The sequence below is a fragment of the Gilliamella mensalis genome, from assembly GCF_900103085.1.
Lineage (GTDB): Bacteria > Pseudomonadota > Gammaproteobacteria > Enterobacterales > Orbaceae > Gilliamella > Gilliamella mensalis.
The window spans coordinates 110,926-131,874 of the sequence record NZ_FMWR01000003.1; the positions used below are offsets into that span (position 1 = coordinate 110,926).

18 protein-coding genes and 1 tRNA gene are annotated in these 20,949 nt (G+C 34.9%); 3 read left to right on the plus strand and 16 right to left on the minus strand.

Annotated features, from left to right (window positions below; genetic code table 11):
• Position 1: 1 nt before the first annotated feature.
• The 3 genes from casB to BQ5209_RS10690 all read right to left on the minus strand — a co-directional run bounded on the left by casB (position 2) and on the right by BQ5209_RS10690 (position 2,405).
• Positions 2-619: a type I-E CRISPR-associated protein Cse2/CasB gene (gene casB / locus BQ5209_RS01950; RefSeq protein WP_085246891.1), complete on the minus strand. Its 618-nt coding sequence runs from the start codon at positions 617-619 to the stop codon at positions 2-4.
• A 26-nt stretch (positions 620-645) separates the two neighbouring features.
• Entirely contained in the window at positions 646-2,163 is a 1,518-nt protein-coding gene (casA, locus tag BQ5209_RS01955; RefSeq protein WP_085246892.1) for a type I-E CRISPR-associated protein Cse1/CasA, read from the minus strand.
• A 71-nt stretch (positions 2,164-2,234) separates the two neighbouring features.
• Entirely contained in the window at positions 2,235-2,405 is a 171-nt protein-coding gene (locus BQ5209_RS10690) for a hypothetical protein (protein ID WP_167370297.1), read from the minus strand.
• Positions 2,406-3,032: 627 nt separating this feature from the next.
• On the opposite strand from BQ5209_RS10690, the gene BQ5209_RS01960 reads away from it, so the two are divergent.
• Positions 3,033-3,428 carry a succinate dehydrogenase/fumarate reductase transmembrane subunit gene (locus tag BQ5209_RS01960; protein WP_085246893.1) on the plus strand — a complete coding sequence of 132 codons (396 nt, stop codon included), beginning with the start codon at positions 3,033-3,035 and terminating at the stop codon, positions 3,426-3,428.
• Positions 3,429-3,442: 14 nt separating this feature from the next.
• On the plus strand, positions 3,443-3,799 hold the full coding sequence (gene frdD / locus BQ5209_RS01965) for a fumarate reductase subunit FrdD (RefSeq protein ID WP_085246894.1): 357 nt from the start codon (positions 3,443-3,445) through the stop codon (positions 3,797-3,799).
• 68 nt (positions 3,800-3,867) lie between these two features.
• On the opposite strand, the gene BQ5209_RS01970 is transcribed toward frdD, so the two are convergent.
• The 5 genes from BQ5209_RS01970 to BQ5209_RS01990 all read right to left on the minus strand — a co-directional run bounded on the left by BQ5209_RS01970 (position 3,868) and on the right by BQ5209_RS01990 (position 10,639).
• Positions 3,868-4,731: a hypothetical protein gene (locus BQ5209_RS01970; protein WP_085246895.1), complete on the minus strand. Its 864-nt coding sequence runs from the start codon at positions 4,729-4,731 to the stop codon at positions 3,868-3,870.
• Between the two features lie 83 nt (positions 4,732-4,814).
• Complete coding sequence (gene yejF, locus BQ5209_RS01975; protein WP_143421826.1) at positions 4,815-6,560, minus strand: microcin C ABC transporter ATP-binding protein YejF; 1,746 nt, start codon at positions 6,558-6,560, stop codon at positions 4,815-4,817.
• On the minus strand, positions 6,560-7,588 hold the full coding sequence (locus BQ5209_RS01980; protein WP_085246897.1) for an ABC transporter permease: 1,029 nt from the start codon (positions 7,586-7,588) through the stop codon (positions 6,560-6,562). Before BQ5209_RS01980 ends, yejF begins: the two co-directional genes overlap by 1 nt.
• Positions 7,588-8,676 carry a microcin C ABC transporter permease YejB gene (locus BQ5209_RS01985; RefSeq protein WP_085246898.1) on the minus strand — a complete coding sequence of 363 codons (1,089 nt, stop codon included), beginning with the start codon at positions 8,674-8,676 and terminating at the stop codon, positions 7,588-7,590. The genes BQ5209_RS01980 and BQ5209_RS01985 overlap by 1 nt, the downstream gene beginning before the upstream one ends.
• Before the next feature lies 1 nt (position 8,677).
• Complete coding sequence (locus BQ5209_RS01990; RefSeq protein ID WP_085246899.1) at positions 8,678-10,639, minus strand: extracellular solute-binding protein; 1,962 nt, start codon at positions 10,637-10,639, stop codon at positions 8,678-8,680.
• A gap of 309 nt (positions 10,640-10,948) precedes the next feature.
• Here BQ5209_RS01990 and BQ5209_RS01995 point away from each other — a divergent pair, with 309 nt between their 5' ends.
• Complete coding sequence (locus tag BQ5209_RS01995; protein ID WP_085246900.1) at positions 10,949-13,654, plus strand: CRISPR-associated helicase/endonuclease Cas3; 2,706 nt, start codon at positions 10,949-10,951, stop codon at positions 13,652-13,654.
• Between the two features lie 320 nt (positions 13,655-13,974).
• Here BQ5209_RS01995 and BQ5209_RS02000 read toward each other — a convergent pair whose 3' ends face one another.
• The 8 genes from BQ5209_RS02000 to BQ5209_RS02035 all read right to left on the minus strand — a co-directional run bounded on the left by BQ5209_RS02000 (position 13,975) and on the right by BQ5209_RS02035 (position 20,949).
• Complete coding sequence (locus BQ5209_RS02000) at positions 13,975-14,208, minus strand: Pathogenicity locus (protein WP_085246901.1); 234 nt, start codon at positions 14,206-14,208, stop codon at positions 13,975-13,977.
• Positions 14,209-14,240: 32 nt separating this feature from the next.
• Positions 14,241-14,756, minus strand: coding sequence for a ClbS/DfsB family four-helix bundle protein (locus BQ5209_RS02005; protein WP_085246902.1), 516 nt, complete (start codon positions 14,754-14,756; stop codon positions 14,241-14,243).
• A gap of 89 nt (positions 14,757-14,845) precedes the next feature.
• Positions 14,846-15,160 carry a chorismate mutase gene (locus BQ5209_RS02010; RefSeq protein ID WP_208609917.1) on the minus strand — a complete coding sequence of 105 codons (315 nt, stop codon included), beginning with the start codon at positions 15,158-15,160 and terminating at the stop codon, positions 14,846-14,848.
• 325 nt (positions 15,161-15,485) lie between these two features.
• Positions 15,486-15,561 (minus strand) — tRNA-Ala (locus BQ5209_RS02015).
• Positions 15,562-15,687: 126 nt separating this feature from the next.
• Positions 15,688-16,683: a protein translocase subunit SecF gene (gene secF, locus BQ5209_RS02020; RefSeq protein WP_085246945.1), complete on the minus strand. Its 996-nt coding sequence runs from the start codon at positions 16,681-16,683 to the stop codon at positions 15,688-15,690.
• 15 nt (positions 16,684-16,698) lie between these two features.
• Positions 16,699-18,555 (minus strand): protein translocase subunit SecD, encoded by a 1,857-nt coding sequence (gene secD / locus BQ5209_RS02025; RefSeq protein WP_085246903.1) that lies wholly within the window; start codon positions 18,553-18,555, stop codon positions 16,699-16,701.
• Between the two features lie 64 nt (positions 18,556-18,619).
• Positions 18,620-18,949: a preprotein translocase subunit YajC gene (gene yajC, locus BQ5209_RS02030; RefSeq protein ID WP_085246904.1), complete on the minus strand. Its 330-nt coding sequence runs from the start codon at positions 18,947-18,949 to the stop codon at positions 18,620-18,622.
• Between the two features lie 197 nt (positions 18,950-19,146).
• Positions 19,147-20,949 carry an NADH-quinone oxidoreductase subunit N gene (locus BQ5209_RS02035; RefSeq protein ID WP_085246905.1) on the minus strand — a complete coding sequence of 601 codons (1,803 nt, stop codon included), beginning with the start codon at positions 20,947-20,949 and terminating at the stop codon, positions 19,147-19,149.

Genomic DNA, 20,949 nt, shown 5'->3' on the forward strand with positions numbered 1-20,949 from the left:
GTTATTCCTTAGGTAATTTATTAGTCGAGTAGTAATCCATCGCCCAACGAACAGAAAGGCGTTCAAACGGATTGATAGTTGGAGATAAATTTTGTAGTCGATTATGCCACTCTCGCACCCACAAAAAAATGCCATCAGCAAGTGAAAAAAGGTTTACTCCCTGTTCACCACGTAATTTGACGGCACGAATTAATCGTCGACAAAACTCTTCAGGTGTTTCACTGGTTTGTAATTGCTCAAAACGTAAAGGAGACATAATATTACGCTGTCCGCCTTTTGCCTTTTCGCTTAATTGTGCAGCAAAAGGGGCTTTCTCATTATTAGCGCTCGCAAAAGCAGCAACCGCAACAAATATTGCTAATGCCTGCTGATGAACAGGGGTTGGTGTTAATCTGTGAGTATCGTTAAATAGTACGTTGGCTAAACAAAAATACCCTTCATGTAACATAACCCCAAAAGGTAATGTCGCTCGACGTAGTTCAGCTCGTAATTTTCGCCCATTATAAGTACCGCCATAAAAAGGATATGATCTTTGTTGCAGCATTGAAAACCATTCATTAATACATTTTTTGTGGCTTTCATTTAATATAATTGTCTTTTTAATAAGATTGTTTGACATACTGTTCTCCCTATCCAAAAACAAGGCTATTTGGTGTTTTTTATCTTTTTTATATACTTTAGTTTATTAAAATCAATGAGTAACTTTTCTCTAGCACTGATTTTTTCGGATGTAACCAACTGTTCATCAGGATTAGCAAACGCCGCTTTATCATAGGTTTGAGTAATATAATGTAGTAAAGTATTTGCCCAATTTGCTAACAAATGGAATCGACCTTCGGGATTATCTTTTTGGTCTATTAGTTGTTTTACAAATTGGTAAAATGCTGGTTCGGTCTCTTTCCAATAAGCGATGTCTAACACACTAGATTGTTTATTTATCGCTGTCATAGCTTTACGCAGTATTGGCAAGGTCTCTTTACTTAATTCTAATGCCAGTGCAATAAGCTCTTCTAGGTCGCTGTCAGGATCAGCTAAAGCGGGATATACAGGAAAAGTGTGTTCATGCCAGCAACGTGCTTTCATATTGTCAAAATCATAACCAAAGCACCATAAGCGATAGTGTTCGTTATCTTTTAGCCTACGCGCTTCATGGATAAAGACCACTTTTGCCGCTTCAACATTATCATGTTTTGTTAGCATGCCTAGCCAATCGCGATAAATTAAACCACCGGGTTGACCTTTAATCGCTAATGGTGCGCCTGTTTTACTATCGATTCGATATGGCGTTAAAGGATGTCGCCAATGTTGATATTGAATACCATAATTTTTAGTTTGATATTGCGTAATTAATTGTGACGAGGTTGCGCCACACAGATCACATTTCCCTTGCTTAGTCTGTTCAAAATCAAGTTCTATTCGTCGTGGCATTCCCCAAAAAGCTTGGCAATAACTGGCTTGTTGAGGAAATAGACTCAAATTCTTCGGTGGTTCACTGGTTTTAGTCGTATTGAGCCATGGAAAGACAGATTCATCAAATTGGCGTGGTTTATCATCATCTAATGGTATTACGTTTAACCATAATTTCTTCCATAATGGTGTTGGTTTATTTAGTTCTGGCATAATCAACGTCGTTATCGGCCCACCACCACGCAAACTAACTCGATATCCTTGTCCACCAGATGGTGCATTAGTTTGTAAAGTAAATAGTGCTATTGCTGCACAGTGTGGGCAAATTTCCTTGACAAAATCACGTTTGATAAAGTGGTCGGTGTTCTTCTTTAATGCGTTTTCACCTGGTGCTTCAACTAATAAACCTGATATTGGTAAAGCATTGCCGTCTAATTTCGTGAAATCTTGCATAAAGGCGGGTTTATTTGCACCAAATTGCATAGCCGATTTAATTTGATCAAATGCTTTATCTAAATCAGATTGCGAAATGCCATCATCCCAGTAGTCAAACCACTCCTCATTATCTTCTGGAGAAAAGGTGGTTTGCAACAAACCGATAAGAAACTGATAGGCAGCACCTTGAAAATCAGCTCTAAAATAGGCTAAATCAGAAATAGTTTCATCAGCGATTTGACTAGGTTTAATCTTACTAACATGACCATCAAAATGGATAACCGGAATCCATTTTTCGTCTAACAGCGAGAAAGAAGACAAACTATACTCCTTATTTAGAATTTTAATGTAAGCGGAAAGTTAGTTATTCCGCTTATCGGTATTAACTTAAATTATTTAAGTGTTCGAGGGGTTTGTTTATTGATCTCAATACTTAAACAATAAGATCGAGTTTCTTGATCATCTATTTTCTGTTTGATTTCAACAGCCCAAACTTTCTTACAAAATTGGCTACTTTTTTGCATTGCTCTTTGTAAATGAATAAAATACTTTATAAAGTTCACAATTAATTACCTCTAAATTGATGATTGATAATTTTAGCAATGCATGTATAATCAAGGTTTCTCATTCCTGTGGCTATTACATACAATGCTAAAAGCTAGGTTGTTCTAGCCATTATCAATTTAGCATAGTGGCACTTGTCGGTCAACAAAAATAAAAGATAGTAAGACTTAATTAAATAATAAAAAGAGCTAACTATTAAATTACAATTAATAAAAAATACTATTTATATGATATAATCAAGGATCTATCATAAAATAGTTCCTTATATTAATAGGGATAAACCAATAGTAAGCCTGAATTATATCTAGTTCCCCACACCTAGTGGGGTTTTCCATCTAAGTATACTACTTAAACAAAACTTTTTATTTCTAGCTACTATTTATTGTCAAAAATGAGATCCGCATTTAATCTTTTTCAAAATATAAAAATAATTTCACGAAATGGACTATATTTAAGACCTGATAGTTAAAGCTCTTCGAGGCACATTATGCGAAGCATCATATTAATAAAAGCCTATATCATAACCAGCCATAAATGGGCGACATAGTACTGGTTAGCCAGTATAATAACGAAATAAAAATTACCCCAACAAATCATTACAAATATAATGCAATCTAGAGAGATTTATGAATCAACAAAATAACAATAATTACCTTGATACTGTTCAGACTGATGTAAAGCCCCCTTTTATAATTGCTATAATGCATAAATTAGTTCCCTTTTCAATGATTTGGGTCAGTTTAGTGTTAATGTACGCTGTGATCTGTATGTACACAAATACCGTTGGGCAAGATGAGTTTTACCGTTTTATCTTCTTTTTGCGTAGTCCTGTTGTTGTTGTGCTTAATTGTTTTGCGTTATTGGTTAGCATTTTCCATTCAATAATTTGGTTCAATTTAGTGCCTAAAACGATATTTTCATACCGAACTGATAAAAAATCACAATCCTATTTATTCATTGTGGGACTGTGGCTGGTGACAATTTTTGTTTCAGCTTATCTATTGTTCTTTATATTAAAATAAATGGTATTTAGTCAATGAAAAATAAACACATTCAAGCCCAAAATGCTAATGGAAAAATAATAAAAGGTTTATTTGCGTTAGGTGGCACATGGGTAGCTATTTTTTCACCCATTATACTGGTGATTATGGCTTTTATCATCCCTTTTGGCGATGCAACAACACGTTCTTATGTGCTAAAAATAGTCACGACAGAAATCGGCAAAGTTTTTTTAGTTTTGATGATTTCATTACCTATCTGGTGTGGGCTGCAACTAATTTTAACTATTTTGCACGAGCATAAAATCTATCCAAAGCGTGAAAAGTTACTTTTTTTGGGCTTAGCATTAGCATGGACACTACATGCTATTTATATATTGTTTATTCGAATATAGCTGACATTTTCGGATTGTGAAAATACAAAAAGCATTATTAGTAATAATGCTTTTTGTATTTTTGGAAATTAATAATAAGTCAATTCGCGAATAATATTAGTTTGTTTATTGCTCTGATGATTTTTAACTTTATTTGCTGTAAGCCAATCGTTTTTTTCATTAAAAGTTAAAAACTTAGTTGTATAATGTGCTGCTTCTTTTCCTGCTGATAAGTAAGAAGATTCTATGATAGTTAATCGATGATGAGCGTTATCATATTGATACGAAAAATCACGCTCGTTTTTCATATTATTGCTAAATTGGTACAACACTTTAGCTAATAGTTGTTCTTGGTATCCAAACGTATAGATCGAAGCCCCTTTCTGGTCTGCGCCAGTATATTTACCGTTCTCATCAATTTCTTTAAGTTGCCATTGTACACTTTTATTGATAAGGCAATGATTACTGTCGTACATGTAATTATCGGTTTCAAAAAAAATAAAATTGACAGATTTTTTAGTTTGCAGGGATGCTACGATCCTGCCTTGTTCATCGGTATTAAATTGGATAATACTATTGGTTTTATCTTCTATATCTTCAATAATATTTTCCCAACCGGATTTATTTTTTTGTAGGTGTTCAGAATAAATTCGCAATTTTTTGCCTGAATGAAGATCATAATGGCTTTGCATAATAAGCCCATTGGCGTCATATTCTAGTGTGTGTTTTGCAGTCAAATGATTAGTATCAGTATCCAATTTGGTGGTTGAGGTTCTAACCTCTTGCTTGATGCCTTTTACTGGTGAATCAATATAATCAAGAAGGTGAAAGATATAGTTATTTGCCTGAACTATATTTTGAGTAGGATTATCACTACAGGTTAACGCCATAACATTTATTGAAATGAGTAACAGACTGGGCGTCAATAAAAAAGGGAGTATTCGTGTTTGCATTATGAACCTGCTATATAGATTGGTTGATGGATTTATTAGCAATGGTTTTATATAAACGATTGTTAATAAATTGTTCTGTAAATTTATTTTTTACGCATTAACAATGCATCTTCCCAGTTAACCTTTTTTTCTTGCTTTTTATTTTGCAGTTGTTCTTGTTGAGTATTATCTTTATGAGCAAATTTTTCTATTTTTTCAGCTTTATCTGCATAAATTAGAGTTTTATTCGCTTTACGAGGTGGTTTATCTAAAAATGAAAGTAACGCCTTGGTGTATTGATCTTCAGGAGAATAGAAGATTTTTTCACGTGAACCTTGTTCAATAATGTTACCCTCTTTCATAACAACAACTTGATGGCACATAGAGTAAACCAAAGCTAAGTCATGACTAATAAATAAATAACTAAGCTTATGCTTTTGTTGTAATAACTTAAGTAAATTAATAATTTGCTTTTGGATAGTGTGATCTAACGATGAAGTTGGCTCATCTAAGATCAATAATTCCGGCTTCAAAATTAAGGCTCGAGCAATGGCTATTCGTTGACGTTGTCCACCTGAAAACTCGGTTGGATAGCGATAACGCATATCCGGCGCAAGGCCAACTTCTTGCATAATATCAATTACTGCTTGCTCGCGTCGAGCTTTACTTAGTTTTTTGTGCGTCATTAATCCTTCACTAATCACTTGCTCAACATTAAAACGTGGGTTAAGTGATGAGAACGGATCTTGGAACACAACTTGAATACGGCTTCGAAATGGTAATAGTTTTTTGCCAGTTAGATTTTGTATAGAATGGCTATCAAATATAATGTTACCTTGTGATTTAATCAAGCGTAAAATGGCTAGTGCTGCGGTCGTTTTTCCCGATCCTGATTCACCAACAATCCCAACAGTTTCACCTTGATGCACAGTAAAACCAATATTATTAACTATTTGTTTTTTTTGACTGCTAAATAAACGCTTTTTGGCAATAACCTCAACACTCAGATGATTTACATTAAGCAGTATTCCAGGAGTATCAGGCAAAGGTGCCGGATCACCATTTGGCTGTGAATTTAATAGTGTTTGAGTATATTTATGTTCTGGACGTAAAAAGATGCGCTGCTTATTATTATATTCAACAATTTCGCCTTTTTGCATAACAGCTACTTTATCGGCGAGTTTTTTAACAATGCTAAGATTATGCGAAATAAATAGCATGCTCATATTCAGTTCGTTTTTTAACTCTTTTAATAACTGAATAATTTGTGCCTGCACTGACACATCTAAAGCAGTGGTTGGTTCGTCTGCTATTAATAATTTAGGATGAGTTAAAATTGCCATAGCGATCATAACACGCTGCCTTTCGCCACCCGATAGCTGGTGAGGGTAAGCCGACAATTTACTTTTTGGCTCTTTAATACCTACACGATCAAGATATTGCAAAATCTCGCAACGCGCATCATTGTGGTGCATACCACGATGTAATGCCAATACTTCATAAAGTTGTTTTTCAACCGTATGTAGAGGGTTTAATGACACCATTGGTTCTTGAAAGATCATGCTAATTTGATTACCGCGTACCTGACGAAGCGCTTTTTCTGACGCATGCAATAAAGAGGTTTCTTCAAACAGAATATCACCAGTAGGATAGAGTACTTGCTCTTTACGTAACAAACGCAGGATAGACAAAGCAGTAACACTTTTACCTGAACCTGACTCACCAACCAGTGCCAATGTCTCTTGCTGATGAATATCAAAGCTAATATCACTCACTACTTGTGATATCTTTTTTGCACCACATTTAAAAGCGATACTTAAATTCTGAACAGATAATAAAGGAGAACTCATCAATACGCCCCTTTGTTTGGATCGAATGCATCCCTTACTGCCTCACCAATAAAAATAAGTAGTGAAAGTAAAGTTGCAATAATTAAAAATGAACTGATACCTAGCCAAGGTGCTTGCAAATTATTTTTACCTTGTAGCAACAGGCGACCTAAAGACGGCGAATCAATCGGTAGACCAAAACCCAAAAAGTCTAGTGACGTTAAAGTGGTAATTGATCCACACAGAATAAAAGGCAAAAAAGTTAATGTTGCAGCCATTGCATTAGGTAAGATGTGGTGGAACATAATTTTATAGTCATTCACGCCCATTGCTCTAGCCGCTCGGATATAATCAAAATTACGAGTCCGTAAAAATTCAGTTCGCACAATTCCTGCTAATCCCATCCAACCAAATAAAACAGTAATACCTAGCAACCACCAAAAATCAAGTGGCAAAATGCTGGCTAATAAAATAATCACAAATAAACCCGGCAAGCCACACCAAATTTCAATAAATCGTTGCCCTATCAGGTCTACAGTTCCTCCATAATAACCTTGGATTGCGCCAATAATTACACCAATGACTAAGGTAAACAATGTCAAAAAAATTGCAAAAAACATCGAAATACGAAAACCATATAAGATGTTGGCCAGTACATCAAAACCCGCATCGGTTGTACCTAACCAATGTGACACAGAAGGCGGTGTTGGGAAGGTGTTTGGCGTATCATAAATTAAGGTATTATAACTGTAGCGAAATGGCGGCCATAACATCCAACCATTAGTTTTTATTTTATTTTGAACGACTGGATCAAGGTAATTGGTTTGTGTATTAAATTTCCCACCAAATTCTGTTTCTGGATAAAAATGAAAAATTGGTGAATAGTAACTATTTTGATATTTAATAAAAATAGGTCTATCGTTAACAATAAAATCCGCAAATAAACTAATCACAAAAAAAATCGAAAATAACCAGAGTGAATAATAACCACGGCGATTATGTTTAAATCGTTGCCAACGTTGCTGATTAATAGAGTAGTTGCTGGTCATCAATTGTGCGCCTCAAAGTCAATACGTGGATCAATCATCATATAAGATAAATCGGATAATAGTTTAGTAATAAGCCCTATTAACGTAAAAATATACAGAGAGCCAAAAATGACGGGGTAATCACGTTGAATAATTGCTTCATAACCCAATAAACCTATCCCATTAAGCGAAAAAATAATTTCAATTAGTAACGAACCAGTAAATAAAATACTCACGAAAGCAGCAGGAAAGCCTGATACAATCAGTAGCGTTGCATTACGAAAAACATGTTTATACATAATTTTTCTTTCGCTTAATCCTTTAGCACGTGCGGTTATGACATACTGTTTACGGATTTCATCTAAAAATGAATTCTTGGTCAGCATAGTGAGTGAAGCAAAACCGCCAATGACCATCGCAATCGTGGGTAAACAAATATGCCATGCGTAGTCTTTCACTTTGCCCCAAAAATCAAGTTGTTCAAAATGATTTGAAACCAATCCTCGTAGTGGAAAAATATCCCAATAACTACCACCAGCAAACAGCACAATTAACAATACAGCTAATAAAAAAGATGGTATAGCATAACCAATTATAATCAACGTACTAGACCAAAAATCAAATATTGAACCATCTTTTACTGCTTTGCGAATACCTAAGGGGATTGAAATCAGATAAACAATTAACGTACTCCATAACCCCAATGAAATTGAAACAGGCAAACTTTTGACAATCAAGCCTAATACCGATTCACTTTTAAAAAAACTATTACCAAAATCAAATAAAATATAGTGTTTGAGCGTTTCAACATAACGTTCAAATAGGGGTTTATCAAAACCATACTGTTTTTCAATCATCGCGACAACTTGCGGATCAAGCCCACGAGATCCACGATAGTTTGACTCATTTTTATACTGCTGTACTGATGTAGATGAACCACTACTACCTGGCAATACCCCTTGCCCAGCTTGCGGTCCACTTTCAATCATAGCAAGCGCCTGATCGACAGGTCCGCCCGGTGCCACTTGCACAATAAAAAAGTTGATTGTTAAAATTACAAATAATGTTGGAATAATCAGTAGTAATCGACGAATAAGATAATTTAGCATATTAATGTTCCTGATTCTTAGGCAGGCTAGCTGCTTTGTCTGCATCATACCACCAACTATCAATCCCTATCGCATAAGTTGGCTGTATAGCTGGTTGCCCAAATTTGTTCCAGTAAGCATAATATGTTTTACTGTTATACCACATAGGAATCATTGGATATTCTTGCGTTAAAATACGATCAAGTGCTCGCCCAAGTGGCACGAGCTCATCTTGATTATCCACATTCTTAGTTATTTCAGCAATAATGGCATCAATAGCCTGATTATGTAGCCCTGAAGCATTCCACGATGAGTTAAGATACTCACTTCCCCAAAGCACTAGCAAACTCGAACTTGGGTAATTTACGGCATAATAATCACGTGCAACCATATCATAATCACGTTCACGAACGCGCCGTAATTGTTGTGCTGAATCCAACAAAGTAATTTTCATAGTGATTCCCAATCGGGCTAAATTTTGTTGAAAAGGAATGGCGTATTTAATATCGCTACCAAGATAACTGATCAGTTCAAATTCAAATGGTTGCTGTGTTTTAGTGTTAATTAAGTTGCCGTTTTTGATTGCCCATCCGGCTTGTTTTAATAATTCAGCAGCTTTTAATAAATTATCACGATTAAAGCCTTTACCATCACTTTTGGGAATAGAATAAGCATTCTTAAAAACGGCTTCTGGAATAATATGTTTATAAGGATTTAACCACTTCAATTCTTGCTCTGTTGGCTTGCCTTTTGCCGCATAAATAGTGTTTTCAAAAAAACTATAAGGTCTTTTGTAACTATCATAATAAAATGCATGATTCAACCATTCAAAATCAAATGCCAATGTGATAGCTTCACGCACTTTGATATCTTTAAATAGATCTTTTTGCAAATTAAATGCTAACCACTTAGTATCAGTTGCCGTTTGAATGGGTTGTTCTTGTTTAATAATATGCTTAGAATCAAAATATTTACCTTGGTATTGAGTAAACCAGTTTTTAGGCTGATCTTCCGCGCGCAAATCATATTCACCCGCTTTAAATGCCTCTAACGAAACATTATTATCCATATAGTAATCAATACGTTTTTCGTCAAAATTATCTAAACCTTTATTTATAGGCAAATCGCGCGCCCAATAATTTGGATTACGCCGATAAACAACATATTGTCCTAATTTATATTCACTAATATAGTAAGAACCACTACCAACGGGCGGTATACTTAATGGTTCAGAAAGATCATGATTTTGCCAAAAATGTCTAGGAATAACTCGCATACTACCAACAAATGAAAACAGTTTTTCACGATCGGAAGCGGGTATATCAACACGCACACGGTAATCATCTATCGCTTTAACTGTGATTCCTTTGTTATAAACACGATATTGAGGTACCCCTTCGGTCATAAATTTATCAAAGGTAAACTCAACATCATGGGCTGTTATGGGTTGATCGTCTTGAAAACGAGCCTTGGGATTAATTATGACTTCTGCCCAGCGATAACTATCAGAATAGGTGATTGATGTCGCAATTAGTGGATAAAAACTGGTAATATCATCAGCTGTATTGGTAAAAAGCGTATCATATAGCAGTCCTGAGTTTCGCTCAGGAGCGCCACGGCTAGCAAAACGATTCAAATTATCAAAAGACCCTACTTCAGCCAGTTTAATTACACCACCTTTAGGTGCATTAGGATTGACATAATCAAGATGCTTAAAATGCTCAGGATACTTGGGCTGGCCTGACAGTGAAAACACCGTTTTATGATAAATTTTCTCATAATGTTGGCTAGGACCAACAAGATCAATTTGCTGATCTTCAAGTAACTGAGCTGGGCTATTAGTATCCGCTTCTATCTCAGTTTGAGTTTGATGTACAATTTGTTGCTCTTCATCGGCAAAAGCAGGTGCACAACAAATGACTATGCCACTTAGGCAACTCAAGATGAATAATGTTTTTATAGGTTGTTTAACTCGACTAATCATCCTCATCCCTTTCCTGCTTTTTTAACAACTGCATCTGTATGTTACTTTCGATTACTAACATATCTAAATCATTTAAGGTGATAACATTCCCCCCTCAACTAAGTTCTATATTTTGCCAAACTTCAACTAAATGAGCAAAAACTAATTAATAAAGTGAACTTAAAATGATATGCAACCTAAATATACCTTTATTTTTATATTAAACAAGCTATATTAAATTAATTATAAATAATGAGTATGGTTATATAATTAAAAAAACTTACGTAGTACAGCATCTATTTCCAAATAGTAAAAAAGGAATAAAACTCAATGGCTGAATCGTTTTATCAATATTGGGGAAAATGTCGCCAGAGCGCTAATAACGATAATTATCACTTGCTGGCTTATCATAACTTAGATGTTGCCGCTTGTGGCTATCAAATAATTAAACATAATTATTTCAATGCCGCTGAATTGTTTGAACAGATAGGTTTTTCCAAAGATACTAACGAAAAAACAGCCCTCTGGTTTGCCTATTTTTTGGCTTGGCATGATATAGGTAAATTCGCCAATGGGTTCCAACAGTTGTTTAAGCACAACAATCCGCAACTCGTTGCTGCTGATCCGGCAAAAAGATACATGTCCAGACATGATTCTCTTGGATTTTGGTTATGGGGTACTTTTCTTAAGAATAAAACTGAAATTCAGTTATCTAACTATAATAGAAAGATAGAGCATTTTTTGGATATATGGTTACTCATCATGACAGGCCATCATGGCAAGCCACCAGAATTGCGAGTAAATGGCAACTTATCATTTAATCAACAAGATAAACAAGCAGCATTAGATTATATAAAAGCAATTAATGAGTTTTTTATTAGCGAACATAAATTAGCAGACTATTGCTCTTTCTTTTTTGATAAAGCATTGCAAAAAAAACTTAATCAAATAAGTTGGTTAATTGCTGGTTTAACCGTTATTAGTGATTGGCTAGGATCTAACGAATCGTTTTTTCCTTTTTGTTCCCAAGTAATACCTCTTGCTGAATATTGGCATAAGCATGCTATTATTCAAGCAGAAAAAGCGATATCTACTTTACCCAAAACATCGCCTATTGCCCCTTTTATTGATATCAAAAATTTATTTCCATTTATTGAAAAGCCCACACCACTGCAACAACAAGCACTATCATGCCAATTGGCTAATGACGGTCCAGAATTATTTATTATGGAAGATGTTACAGGGGCTGGGAAAACCGAAGCCTCAATGGTTTTAGCACATAGACTAATGACAGCTAAAAAAGCTCAAGGTATTTATATTGGCTTACCAACCCAAGCAACAGCAAATGCCATTTATCAACGTACAGCGACAATTTATGGGCAACTCTATCAGGCCGATAGTCACCCTTCACTAGTATTAGCACATGGTGCTAGCTATATGAACCCTCATTTTAATCAATCAATTATCAGCAGCGAGGATAGCTGCGAGCAACAATATCCTACAGGCGAACAGACCATTAGTGCGGAGTGTCAGGAATGGTTTGTTGATACTCGGAAAAAGGCGCTATTGGCTGAAGTTGGTGTCGGTACCTTGGATCAAGCATTAATGGCGGTTATGCCATTTAAACATCAATCATTACGATTATTAGGTCTAAGACATAAGTTACTCATATTAGATGAAGTTCATGCTTATGATAGTTACATGGTTAAATTATTAGAATCGTTATTGCATTATCACGCCTTACAAGGTGGTAGTGCTATTATTCTTACCGCCACCCTACCCCATTTTTTACGTGAAAAGTTACTCAATGCATTTTATACAGGCTTAACAAATCATCCTCAAGATCTACTTTTAAACCATAACTTACCTTTCCCTCTCATAACACAGCTTAATCATAATGGTTTAGTAGAACAAGCAATAGACACTCGGGATGAAGTCAAGCGTCAAGTAAACATTGAATGGATAGATGATATTGATGCAGGTATAAATAAAATCCGCCACACGATAGCACAAGGTAAAATTATTTGCTGGATCAAAAACAGTATTGACGATGCAATTAGTTTGTATCAACAATTGCAATTAAAATTAGAGATAGATAGCAATAATATATTACTTTTTCATAGTCGTTTTGCTTTTTGTGATCGCCTTGAAATTGAACAAAAAACACTAAAATGGGCAGGTAAAACATCTAACCGTAATACTCGCCACGCAAAAGTGATTATTGCAACTCAAGTTATTGAACAATCATTAGATCTTGATTTTGACGAGATGATTAGTGATATTGCCCCAATTGATTTATTGATACAACGTGCCGGCCGTTTAAGACGCCATGTACGAGATCAACAAGGTAATGTTAAACCTTTTGATGAAAAAACTCAGCCTTATGATGATCGTGGACAACCCATTTTAACTGTACTTGCGCCACATTGGCAGGACAATCCCCAAAAAGATTGGCTTGATAATCCAACCTTTCGCAATACCAGTTATGTCTACCCTAACCATGCTTATTTATGGTTTACCCAAAAAATATTACTGACTCAACGCGTTATCAAAATGCCTGAAGATGCCCGATTGTTAATTGAGTCAGTTTATGCACAAGACATTGAACCACCAACGGGATTACAAGAAGCCTTTTACTCTGCACAAGGAAAATCACTTGGCCAAGCTTCGATCGCAAATCAAAGTTTATTACAGCTTAATGATGGATATAATCGAACCTCTTGCAACGGATGGGAAAAGAATATTGAACTATCAACCCGACTATCAGAAGATAACGTCGATCTGTATTTAGCTTATAAGCTGGAAGATAACATAATACCTTATTGCACCAATAGTGAATATGCGTGGGCACAAAGTCGTGTTCCGCTAAGCATTTCAAAATGGGAAAAAATAAAAAAGAATATCCCACAACTTGATCAACAAAGCTTAGAAAAGATTAGACTGCAAATACATAGACCTCAAGCCATTATTATCTTAATTGAACAAGGTAAAGAATCAACTTTTTACTCAAAAGAGATAGGATTTTATGCAAGTTAATTACGTATATATTTACTAATAATATGATTAAAAATCAAACTAAAGATTTGGTGGAATTTTACTTTTTTATTTTAATTATAGAACTATTAGCGATAATTAGTCTGCTCCCTATACGTGTTGCAATAAACTGAGTTAGAAAACGGTATTTCCATCGAAATGCCGTTGTTCCTTGAACACTAGAGATAATTAATTTTTGTAAAAAGGTTTCAGGTAACTATACGTTTCAGTATAAATATCTTAAAAATAGATAAGAAACCCAAAAATTGATTATCATTGTTCAATTGAACGGTTGGATGCACTTACCGCCTATACAAGGAATATTAAGTATTGTTAACTAAACTCAAAATATTACTTATTGCCGTTTTTGCTTGATGACTGTTTTTCCAACAAGTTGAACCTGTTAATAACGCACCTTTATTAAGGATTTCATCTAAACCAACATTACGCAATTTATCGAAAGAATCGAAGTTCATCTCTTCAAGTCTTTCAATAATTTTGGCACCCACGAATTTAAGTTCCATCAATTGCTGTCGTTCTGTTTCTGTAAAGGCCATATTATTCTCCTTACATTATATTGAATATAATTTTAAACTGATGCATTTAGCTTTTTCCACTTTCTGATTTTTGCTCTAAACGATTTAAAAGGCGCCACAGAATTAATATGGATAAATCGAGCAACAGTCCAAGATTCAGGATAAGGTGTAGTCCAATTACGGCTATCTTTTATAAACAAAGTGTCTTCGTTCAAAGATTGAATCCAATCATTCCAAATGGTGATTTGCTGATTAAATGCTTGAATTAATGCCTGTAATGATAGGTATTGATATGTTTTATAAAATTGTTGATACAAATTACCCAATTGATTCCATTTGTATCCAGAAGCCGGTAATTCAGGTGTTTTACCAGCAAGTTCATCATCATCCCAAGATTTCACCAAATTAAGCCAACCGAGTTGATAAGCAATCATTTGTGCAGGAGTACGATCAACGCCCTCTACCAAAGAGTCTTTTTGTGATTCAGATAAAACTATAAACTCATCAATAAATAGCTTGGCCGTTTTGTTTATTTCATCTAATAACTGCTGTTTAGTTGCATAAGCCATGTCACCTACTTCTTATGAGATCATTCATATCTTTAAATATAACATAAAATCAATATATTATCTAAATATTTTTAATGAAATCTCTGTTTTTATTTTTCTTTGTTTTTGAAATATTCCAATTCTTCATCGATAAAATATCGTACTAGATTTGCATATAGATCTTTGATGATTTCGCCATTAAGTCCTAATTCATTCGACCATTGTTTTCGTTGCTCTAGCATACTGTCAAAACGTTCTTTGGCTTGTACATCAGTGGTATTTTTTTTGAACTTACTGGCAGCTTTGACGTATTCAAAGCGTGTAGCAAGCAATTTAATTATGGAATGGTCAATCTGATCTATTTCGGCACGAATGTGGTTCATATTCTCACATTTGTTTGGCGCTTGGGTAGGTTTATAAGTCACGATTTTATACCTTTTGTTTATTTAACTTTTTATATCCTATCACTATTAGATTATGCACAAAAGTATCACTTAGTAGATGTCATCGTTGCACTATATTTATATATACAAAATTGATTGTGCACTTTTAATAGAATTGAGTTTAATATTTGGAGATATTCAATAATTAATTGATTTTTTTATTTATTAAATCAATTTCGTTTTTCATTGATAACCACTGAATAACACAATAATATAACTAAAAATTTTGGTCATGCATCTGCTAACAAATACTTCGAGAATTTTATATACTTTAAGTGGGTTTTAAAGAATCTTACAGAATATTGATTGGTGGAGCCAAGGGGGATCGAACCCCTGACCTCAACGCTGCCAGCGTTGCGCTCTCCCAGCTGAGCTATGGCCCCAAATAGAAAGGGATAAAACTGTGGCTAATAATATGCAACTAAATAATAAGTGTCAATCGATTTGATATTATTTGTTTAAAAAACAGGCTAATAAAACTCTGCCTATTGATGGCAGAGTTTACATAATTAACGCAATATTGAAGGTTGATCTGCGCCTTCTGCTTCAATTTTAGGTGGCATAAAGTGTTCACGTTTTACGCCCAATTTAAGTGACATATACGCAGCCACATAAATTGATGAAATTGTACCAAGTACAATACCAACGCCTAATGTTTCAGAAAAACCTTTTAACATTGAACCACCAAAAATATACAGAATAATCACCACAACAAGGGTTGTACCTGATGTCATTAAAGTACGATGCAAAGTTTGTGTTAACGAAATATTAATAACATCGTAAGGCTCTGCTCGACGAATCTTTCTAAAATTTTCACGAATTCTATCAAAAACAACAATGGTATCGTTAAGTGAATAACCAATAATTGATAGCATCGCTGCAATGATAGTTAAATCAAGTTCTCGTTCAAATAGTGATAGATAACCTGCAGTAATAACAACATCATGTGCTAAGGCAACAACCGCACCCGTACCAAATCGCCACTCAAAGCGAAAGGCAATATAGATTAAAATACACACTAATGCGGCACATATAGCCAAAACACCATCTTGAGCAAGTTCAGCTCCAACTGTTGGACCGACAAATTCAATCCGTTTAATTTGGGCATTGGCATCAATATCTTTATGGACTAAATTAGAAATTTTTGTGCCTAGTGCATTATCAATAGCAGATGAGGCACTACCGTCTTCTTGCTTAGCCGAAGGTAATCTAATGATGATATCTTTACTACTACCGTAATATTGTACTATCGGTTCATGATAGCCAGCATTGCGTAAGCTGTTACGAAGGTCATCAAGGTTAACAGCTTTTGTTACGGTGAGCTCAACTGTCGTCCCTCCGGTGAAATCTTGTCCTAGATTAAATCCTTTAACAAAAATAACCACAAAAGAGGCAACAACTAATAACATTGAAATAACAAAAGCAATAAAGCCAAATTTTAAAAAGTCGAGGACTCTGCGACCATGATTCAATTCTCTAACATCATGATTTTGTTTTTTAGTAATACTCACAATAAACCTCTAAATTGATAACTTATTAACGCGACGACCGCCATAAATAAGATTGGCTAGTGCACGAGTACCAACAATTGATGTAAACATTGATGTTACAATACCGATACCTAATGTAATAGCAAAGCCTTTAATTGAGCCTGTACCGACTGCATAAAGAATAACTGCAGTAATTAAAGTGGTAAGGTTAGCATCAAAAATACTGCTCCAAGCACCAGCATACCCTTCATTAATTGCATGTTGTACACCACGTCCATTACTAAGCTCTTCTTTTATTCGTTCGTTAATCAGTACATTGGCATCAACAGCCATACCCACAGTTAACACAATACCTGCGATACCAGGCATGCTTAGCGTTGCCCCAGGAAGTAAAGACATTACACCAACAATTAATATTAAGTTTGCAACTAATGCAAGGCTTGCAAACACACCAAACAAACGATACATCACTAGCATAAAAATGACAGAAATCAATAAACCCCATGCGCAAGATTCTAAGCCTTGGGTTATATTTTCTTGCCCCATTGATGGTCCAACTGTTCGTTCTTCAATAATCTGAATCGGTGCAATTAATGCTCCTGCTCTTAATAATAATGATAAATTTTTAGCTTCATCAATGCTACTAATCCCGGTTACTTGGAAGCGATCACTAAAAATACCTTGAATAGTTGCCACGTTGATAACCCGTTCTTGTTTTTCAAGGATCGGTTTGTCGTTTTCATCACGCTTACCGGTATCTTTGTATTCAACAAATAGGGTTGCCATCGCTTTATGAAGATTTTTTTGGGTAAAATCAAACATTCTTTTACCCCCCGAACCATCAAGTGTAATAGCAACTTCGGGTTGACCATATTGATTAGCACGATATGAAGAATCGGTAATATGATCGCCAGTTAATACAATACGTTTATAAAGTAGTACTGGGCGACCGTTTTCCATATACTGAATTTCTGAACCATACGGTATTCGCATATCGCCATTGATGATAGCAGGTAAATTAGGTGTGCTCTCTTCGTTAACTTGTCTAAACTCTAGTGTTGCCGTTGCCCCCAAAATACGTTTGGCTAATGCTGTGTCTTGTATGCCTGGTAATTCAACAACAATACGATCTGCACCTTGACGTTGGACAATTGGCTCAGCAACACCTAGTTGATTGACACGGTTACGCAAAATTGTGGTATTTTGTTGCACTGCGTCATTTTTCGCTTGTTGTAAACGTCGTTCGCTGACATTGATTACAACACTGTTCTCACTTTGAGAAATAACTCTGAAATCTTGTAACCCATTGATCTTAGTGATAGCTTTATTGCGTTCTTCTGTATTATCAAATTGTAATACAATTTGCTGATTACTATTTTTGCTGATCTTTTTATAATTTAATTTGCTATTAGCAAATTCAGCTTTTATGTTTTCAATAGATTGCTCAGTGAGTTTACTTAATGCGGTGGTCATATCAACCTCCATCAGAAAGTGAACACCACCACGTAAATCAAGCCCCAGTTTCATAGGTTCTGCACCTAACACAGTAAGCCACGATGGAGTTGCAGGTGCTAAATTTAATGCAACTATATACTGTTCACCTAACGCGTCTGATATGAGTTCTTTGGCTTTAAGTTGTGTGTCATTATCACCAACACGAATCAAAATCGACTTATTTTCATAAACTAATGATTTCGTTTCGATGTGATTATCAGCCAAAAGTTTTTTAATCTTATCTTGCGTAGCAACATTAATTTCGGCTGTGTTTGAGCCTGAAATTTGTATAGCGGGATCTTCACCATAAATATTTGGAAGTGCATAAAGTAGGCCGAGGCAAATTACAACGACCAACATAATGTACTTCCACAAAGGATAGCGATTTAACACGACATATTCTCTTGTGGGTTAGGTTAGGTAATTCATACAATGAACGATAATAGATAACTCTCTATTATAGTGATTTCATTGTTCCTTTTGGTAAAACTGAAGTGATAAAGTCACGCTTGATCACAACTTCAGTGGTATCATTTAACTCTAGCACTAGGTAACCATTTTCGTTAACTTTTGCTACACGACCAATAAGCCCACCACTAGTTAAAACTTCATCACCTCTTGAAATTGATGCCATTAAATCACGATGAGCTTTAACACGTTTTTGTTGTGGACGCATAATCATAAAATAGAAAAATAAACCAAATACAACTAACATAATTGGCATAAAATAATCACTACCTGGTTGACTACCATCTGCTGCATAAGCACTAGAGATAAAAAAATTCATACTAATCCTCTTGATTCAAATTAAATTTTTAAAGGTCAGAATTATAACACAATAAATAAATCTATTATTAACTATTTCTTGTCAAAAAGTTTCAGGAAAGTATGTGTCTAAGTATAAAAACAAAGCATTTTAGGCTACTTAAGCTAATATGAATCCGCCACAAAAACGATAAAACAATAAAAGCGAATTATCATTAATTACGTAGTCAAATATTGTGCCATGCTAACTAAGTTAAATAGCCATTTAGGGTAAATTCCACAAAGTAGCGTCAATAATGCACATAACACAATAATTAACTCGCTTATTCGAATATTAATCCATTTTAATTTAATTGAAGATCCGCTTGAAATTTGATCGTCACCAAAAGTTGGTCTTATATAAAGATTAATAATTAAGCGAGCATAAAAATAAAGCCCCAATGCACTACCCATAACAACGGCAGCAACTAACCACCATAATTCAGCCGTTACGCCTAATAACACCAATAAAAATCGTCCAACAAAGCCTGCTGTTAATGGTGTACCTGCCAATGATAAAAGCCCTACCCCCATCGCTAATGCTAGAATTGGTCTTCGCCAAAATAGTCCTAACAGGTCAATTTCATCTTCATGATCTTTAAGTTCATTAGAATGAGAATCTAAACTTATCGTCCCTAAAATACAGATATTAGCTAAAATATAGCCAATTAAATAAACACCAATCGTTTCTAATGCAAGCACTTGATATTGAACAGCAATTAAAGCTGTTAAGAGATAACCGAAATGTGCTATTGATGAATAAGCAAGTAATCGTTTTAAGCTACTTTGCATTAGCGCCAATAAATTGCCCCATAAAATAGAACAAAAAGCCATAATAACTAAAATAATCCGAATGGTTTCGTTGTTAACAATGGGTGCTAATAGAAATAGTCTTGCGATAGCACAAAAAATCGCAACTTTTCCAACTGTTGATAGCAATAAAGCAACAACTGTTGGTGCGCCTTGATAAACATCAGGCAACCAAAGTTGAAATGGCACCAATGATAATTTAAAACCAATACCAACCAACATTAAGCAAACACCCATCAGTAATAATATACTTAGAGAAGGCATTGTTGAGAGTTGATAACTAAGGCCGCTAAAAGTCAACTCTCCGGTCGTGGCATAATAAAAAGCGATACCCATCAATAAAAATACGCTGGCAACAGCAGATAAAATCATATACTTAACGGCAGCTTCTAATGAATGAGTCTGTGTATATTGATAACCAATTAAGCCAACAAATGGAATAGATAACAGTTCAATCCCAATAAAAAATGAGATTAAATGGCTGGCATATACGAGTGTTACACCACCTAATGCCATAAAAAGTAAGATTAAATAAAATAACCCGTGCTGAAGTTTCTCTTGTTTAAACCAACGATATGCGAAACAAGAAACGGCAATGGATATAATCAAAATCAAGCTGGTATAAAGTAATCCGTAGCCATCACAGGTGAAAAGCGCGGTGATATGACGTGCCAGCCATTCATCCGTTAAATGAAAATCGATGAGAAAATTATCATCAACATTAGTATTAGTATTAGTATTAGTATTAGTATTAGTATTAGTATTAGTATTAGTATTAGTATTAGTATTAGTATTAGTATTAGTATTAGTATTAGTAGACTGACCGCTTTCGATATTACCGTCAATACTTATATTGTCACGTTCATTCGATGGCCCCACAATTTCAGAAGATACAGTATCAATTGCAATTGTTTCTTCGCTCGATGGATTTGGCTCTTTAGTAGAAGCAGAAACTGACGCCGATATTTGCATATTGTCATTGCTAATATCGGTTATATGTTGTGTACTAAACGAAATTTTATAGCCAATCATCACAGAGCAGATCAATGCACCAGTTAATCCACACACAGTTAAAATAGCACATCCTTTAGTGCCTACTTTAAAAATAAATAGGGAACATAACAAAACAATGATGGCAAAGCTTAATACAAAAATAGGCGATAAAGCTATCAT

Coding starts and splice junctions, on each gene's coding strand:
- BQ5209_RS01990 (WP_085246899.1), bottom strand. CDS start 10,639: ATGATTAGTCGAGTTAAACAACCTATAAAAACATTATTCATCTTGAGT.
- BQ5209_RS02005 (WP_085246902.1), bottom strand. CDS start 14,756: ATGGCTTATGCAACTAAACAGCAGTTATTAGATGAAATAAACAAAACG.
- yejF (WP_143421826.1), bottom strand. CDS start 6,560: ATGAGTTCTCCTTTATTATCTGTTCAGAATTTAAGTATCGCTTTTAAA.
- BQ5209_RS02000 (WP_085246901.1), bottom strand. CDS start 14,208: ATGGCCTTTACAGAAACAGAACGACAGCAATTGATGGAACTTAAATTC.
- casB (WP_085246891.1), bottom strand. CDS start 619: ATGTCAAACAATCTTATTAAAAAGACAATTATATTAAATGAAAGCCAC.
- BQ5209_RS01970 (WP_085246895.1), bottom strand. CDS start 4,731: ATGCAAACACGAATACTCCCTTTTTTATTGACGCCCAGTCTGTTACTC.
- BQ5209_RS01960 (WP_085246893.1), top strand. CDS start 3,033: ATGAATCAACAAAATAACAATAATTACCTTGATACTGTTCAGACTGAT.
- yajC (WP_085246904.1), bottom strand. CDS start 18,949: ATGAATTTTTTTATCTCTAGTGCTTATGCAGCAGATGGTAGTCAACCA.
- BQ5209_RS01980 (WP_085246897.1), bottom strand. CDS start 7,588: ATGACCAGCAACTACTCTATTAATCAGCAACGTTGGCAACGATTTAAA.
- BQ5209_RS01995 (WP_085246900.1), top strand. CDS start 10,949: ATGGCTGAATCGTTTTATCAATATTGGGGAAAATGTCGCCAGAGCGCT.
- frdD (WP_085246894.1), top strand. CDS start 3,443: ATGAAAAATAAACACATTCAAGCCCAAAATGCTAATGGAAAAATAATA.
- BQ5209_RS01985 (WP_085246898.1), bottom strand. CDS start 8,676: ATGCTAAATTATCTTATTCGTCGATTACTACTGATTATTCCAACATTA.
- BQ5209_RS02035 (WP_085246905.1), bottom strand. CDS start 20,949: ATGATAGCTTTATCGCCTATTTTTGTATTAAGCTTTGCCATCATTGTT.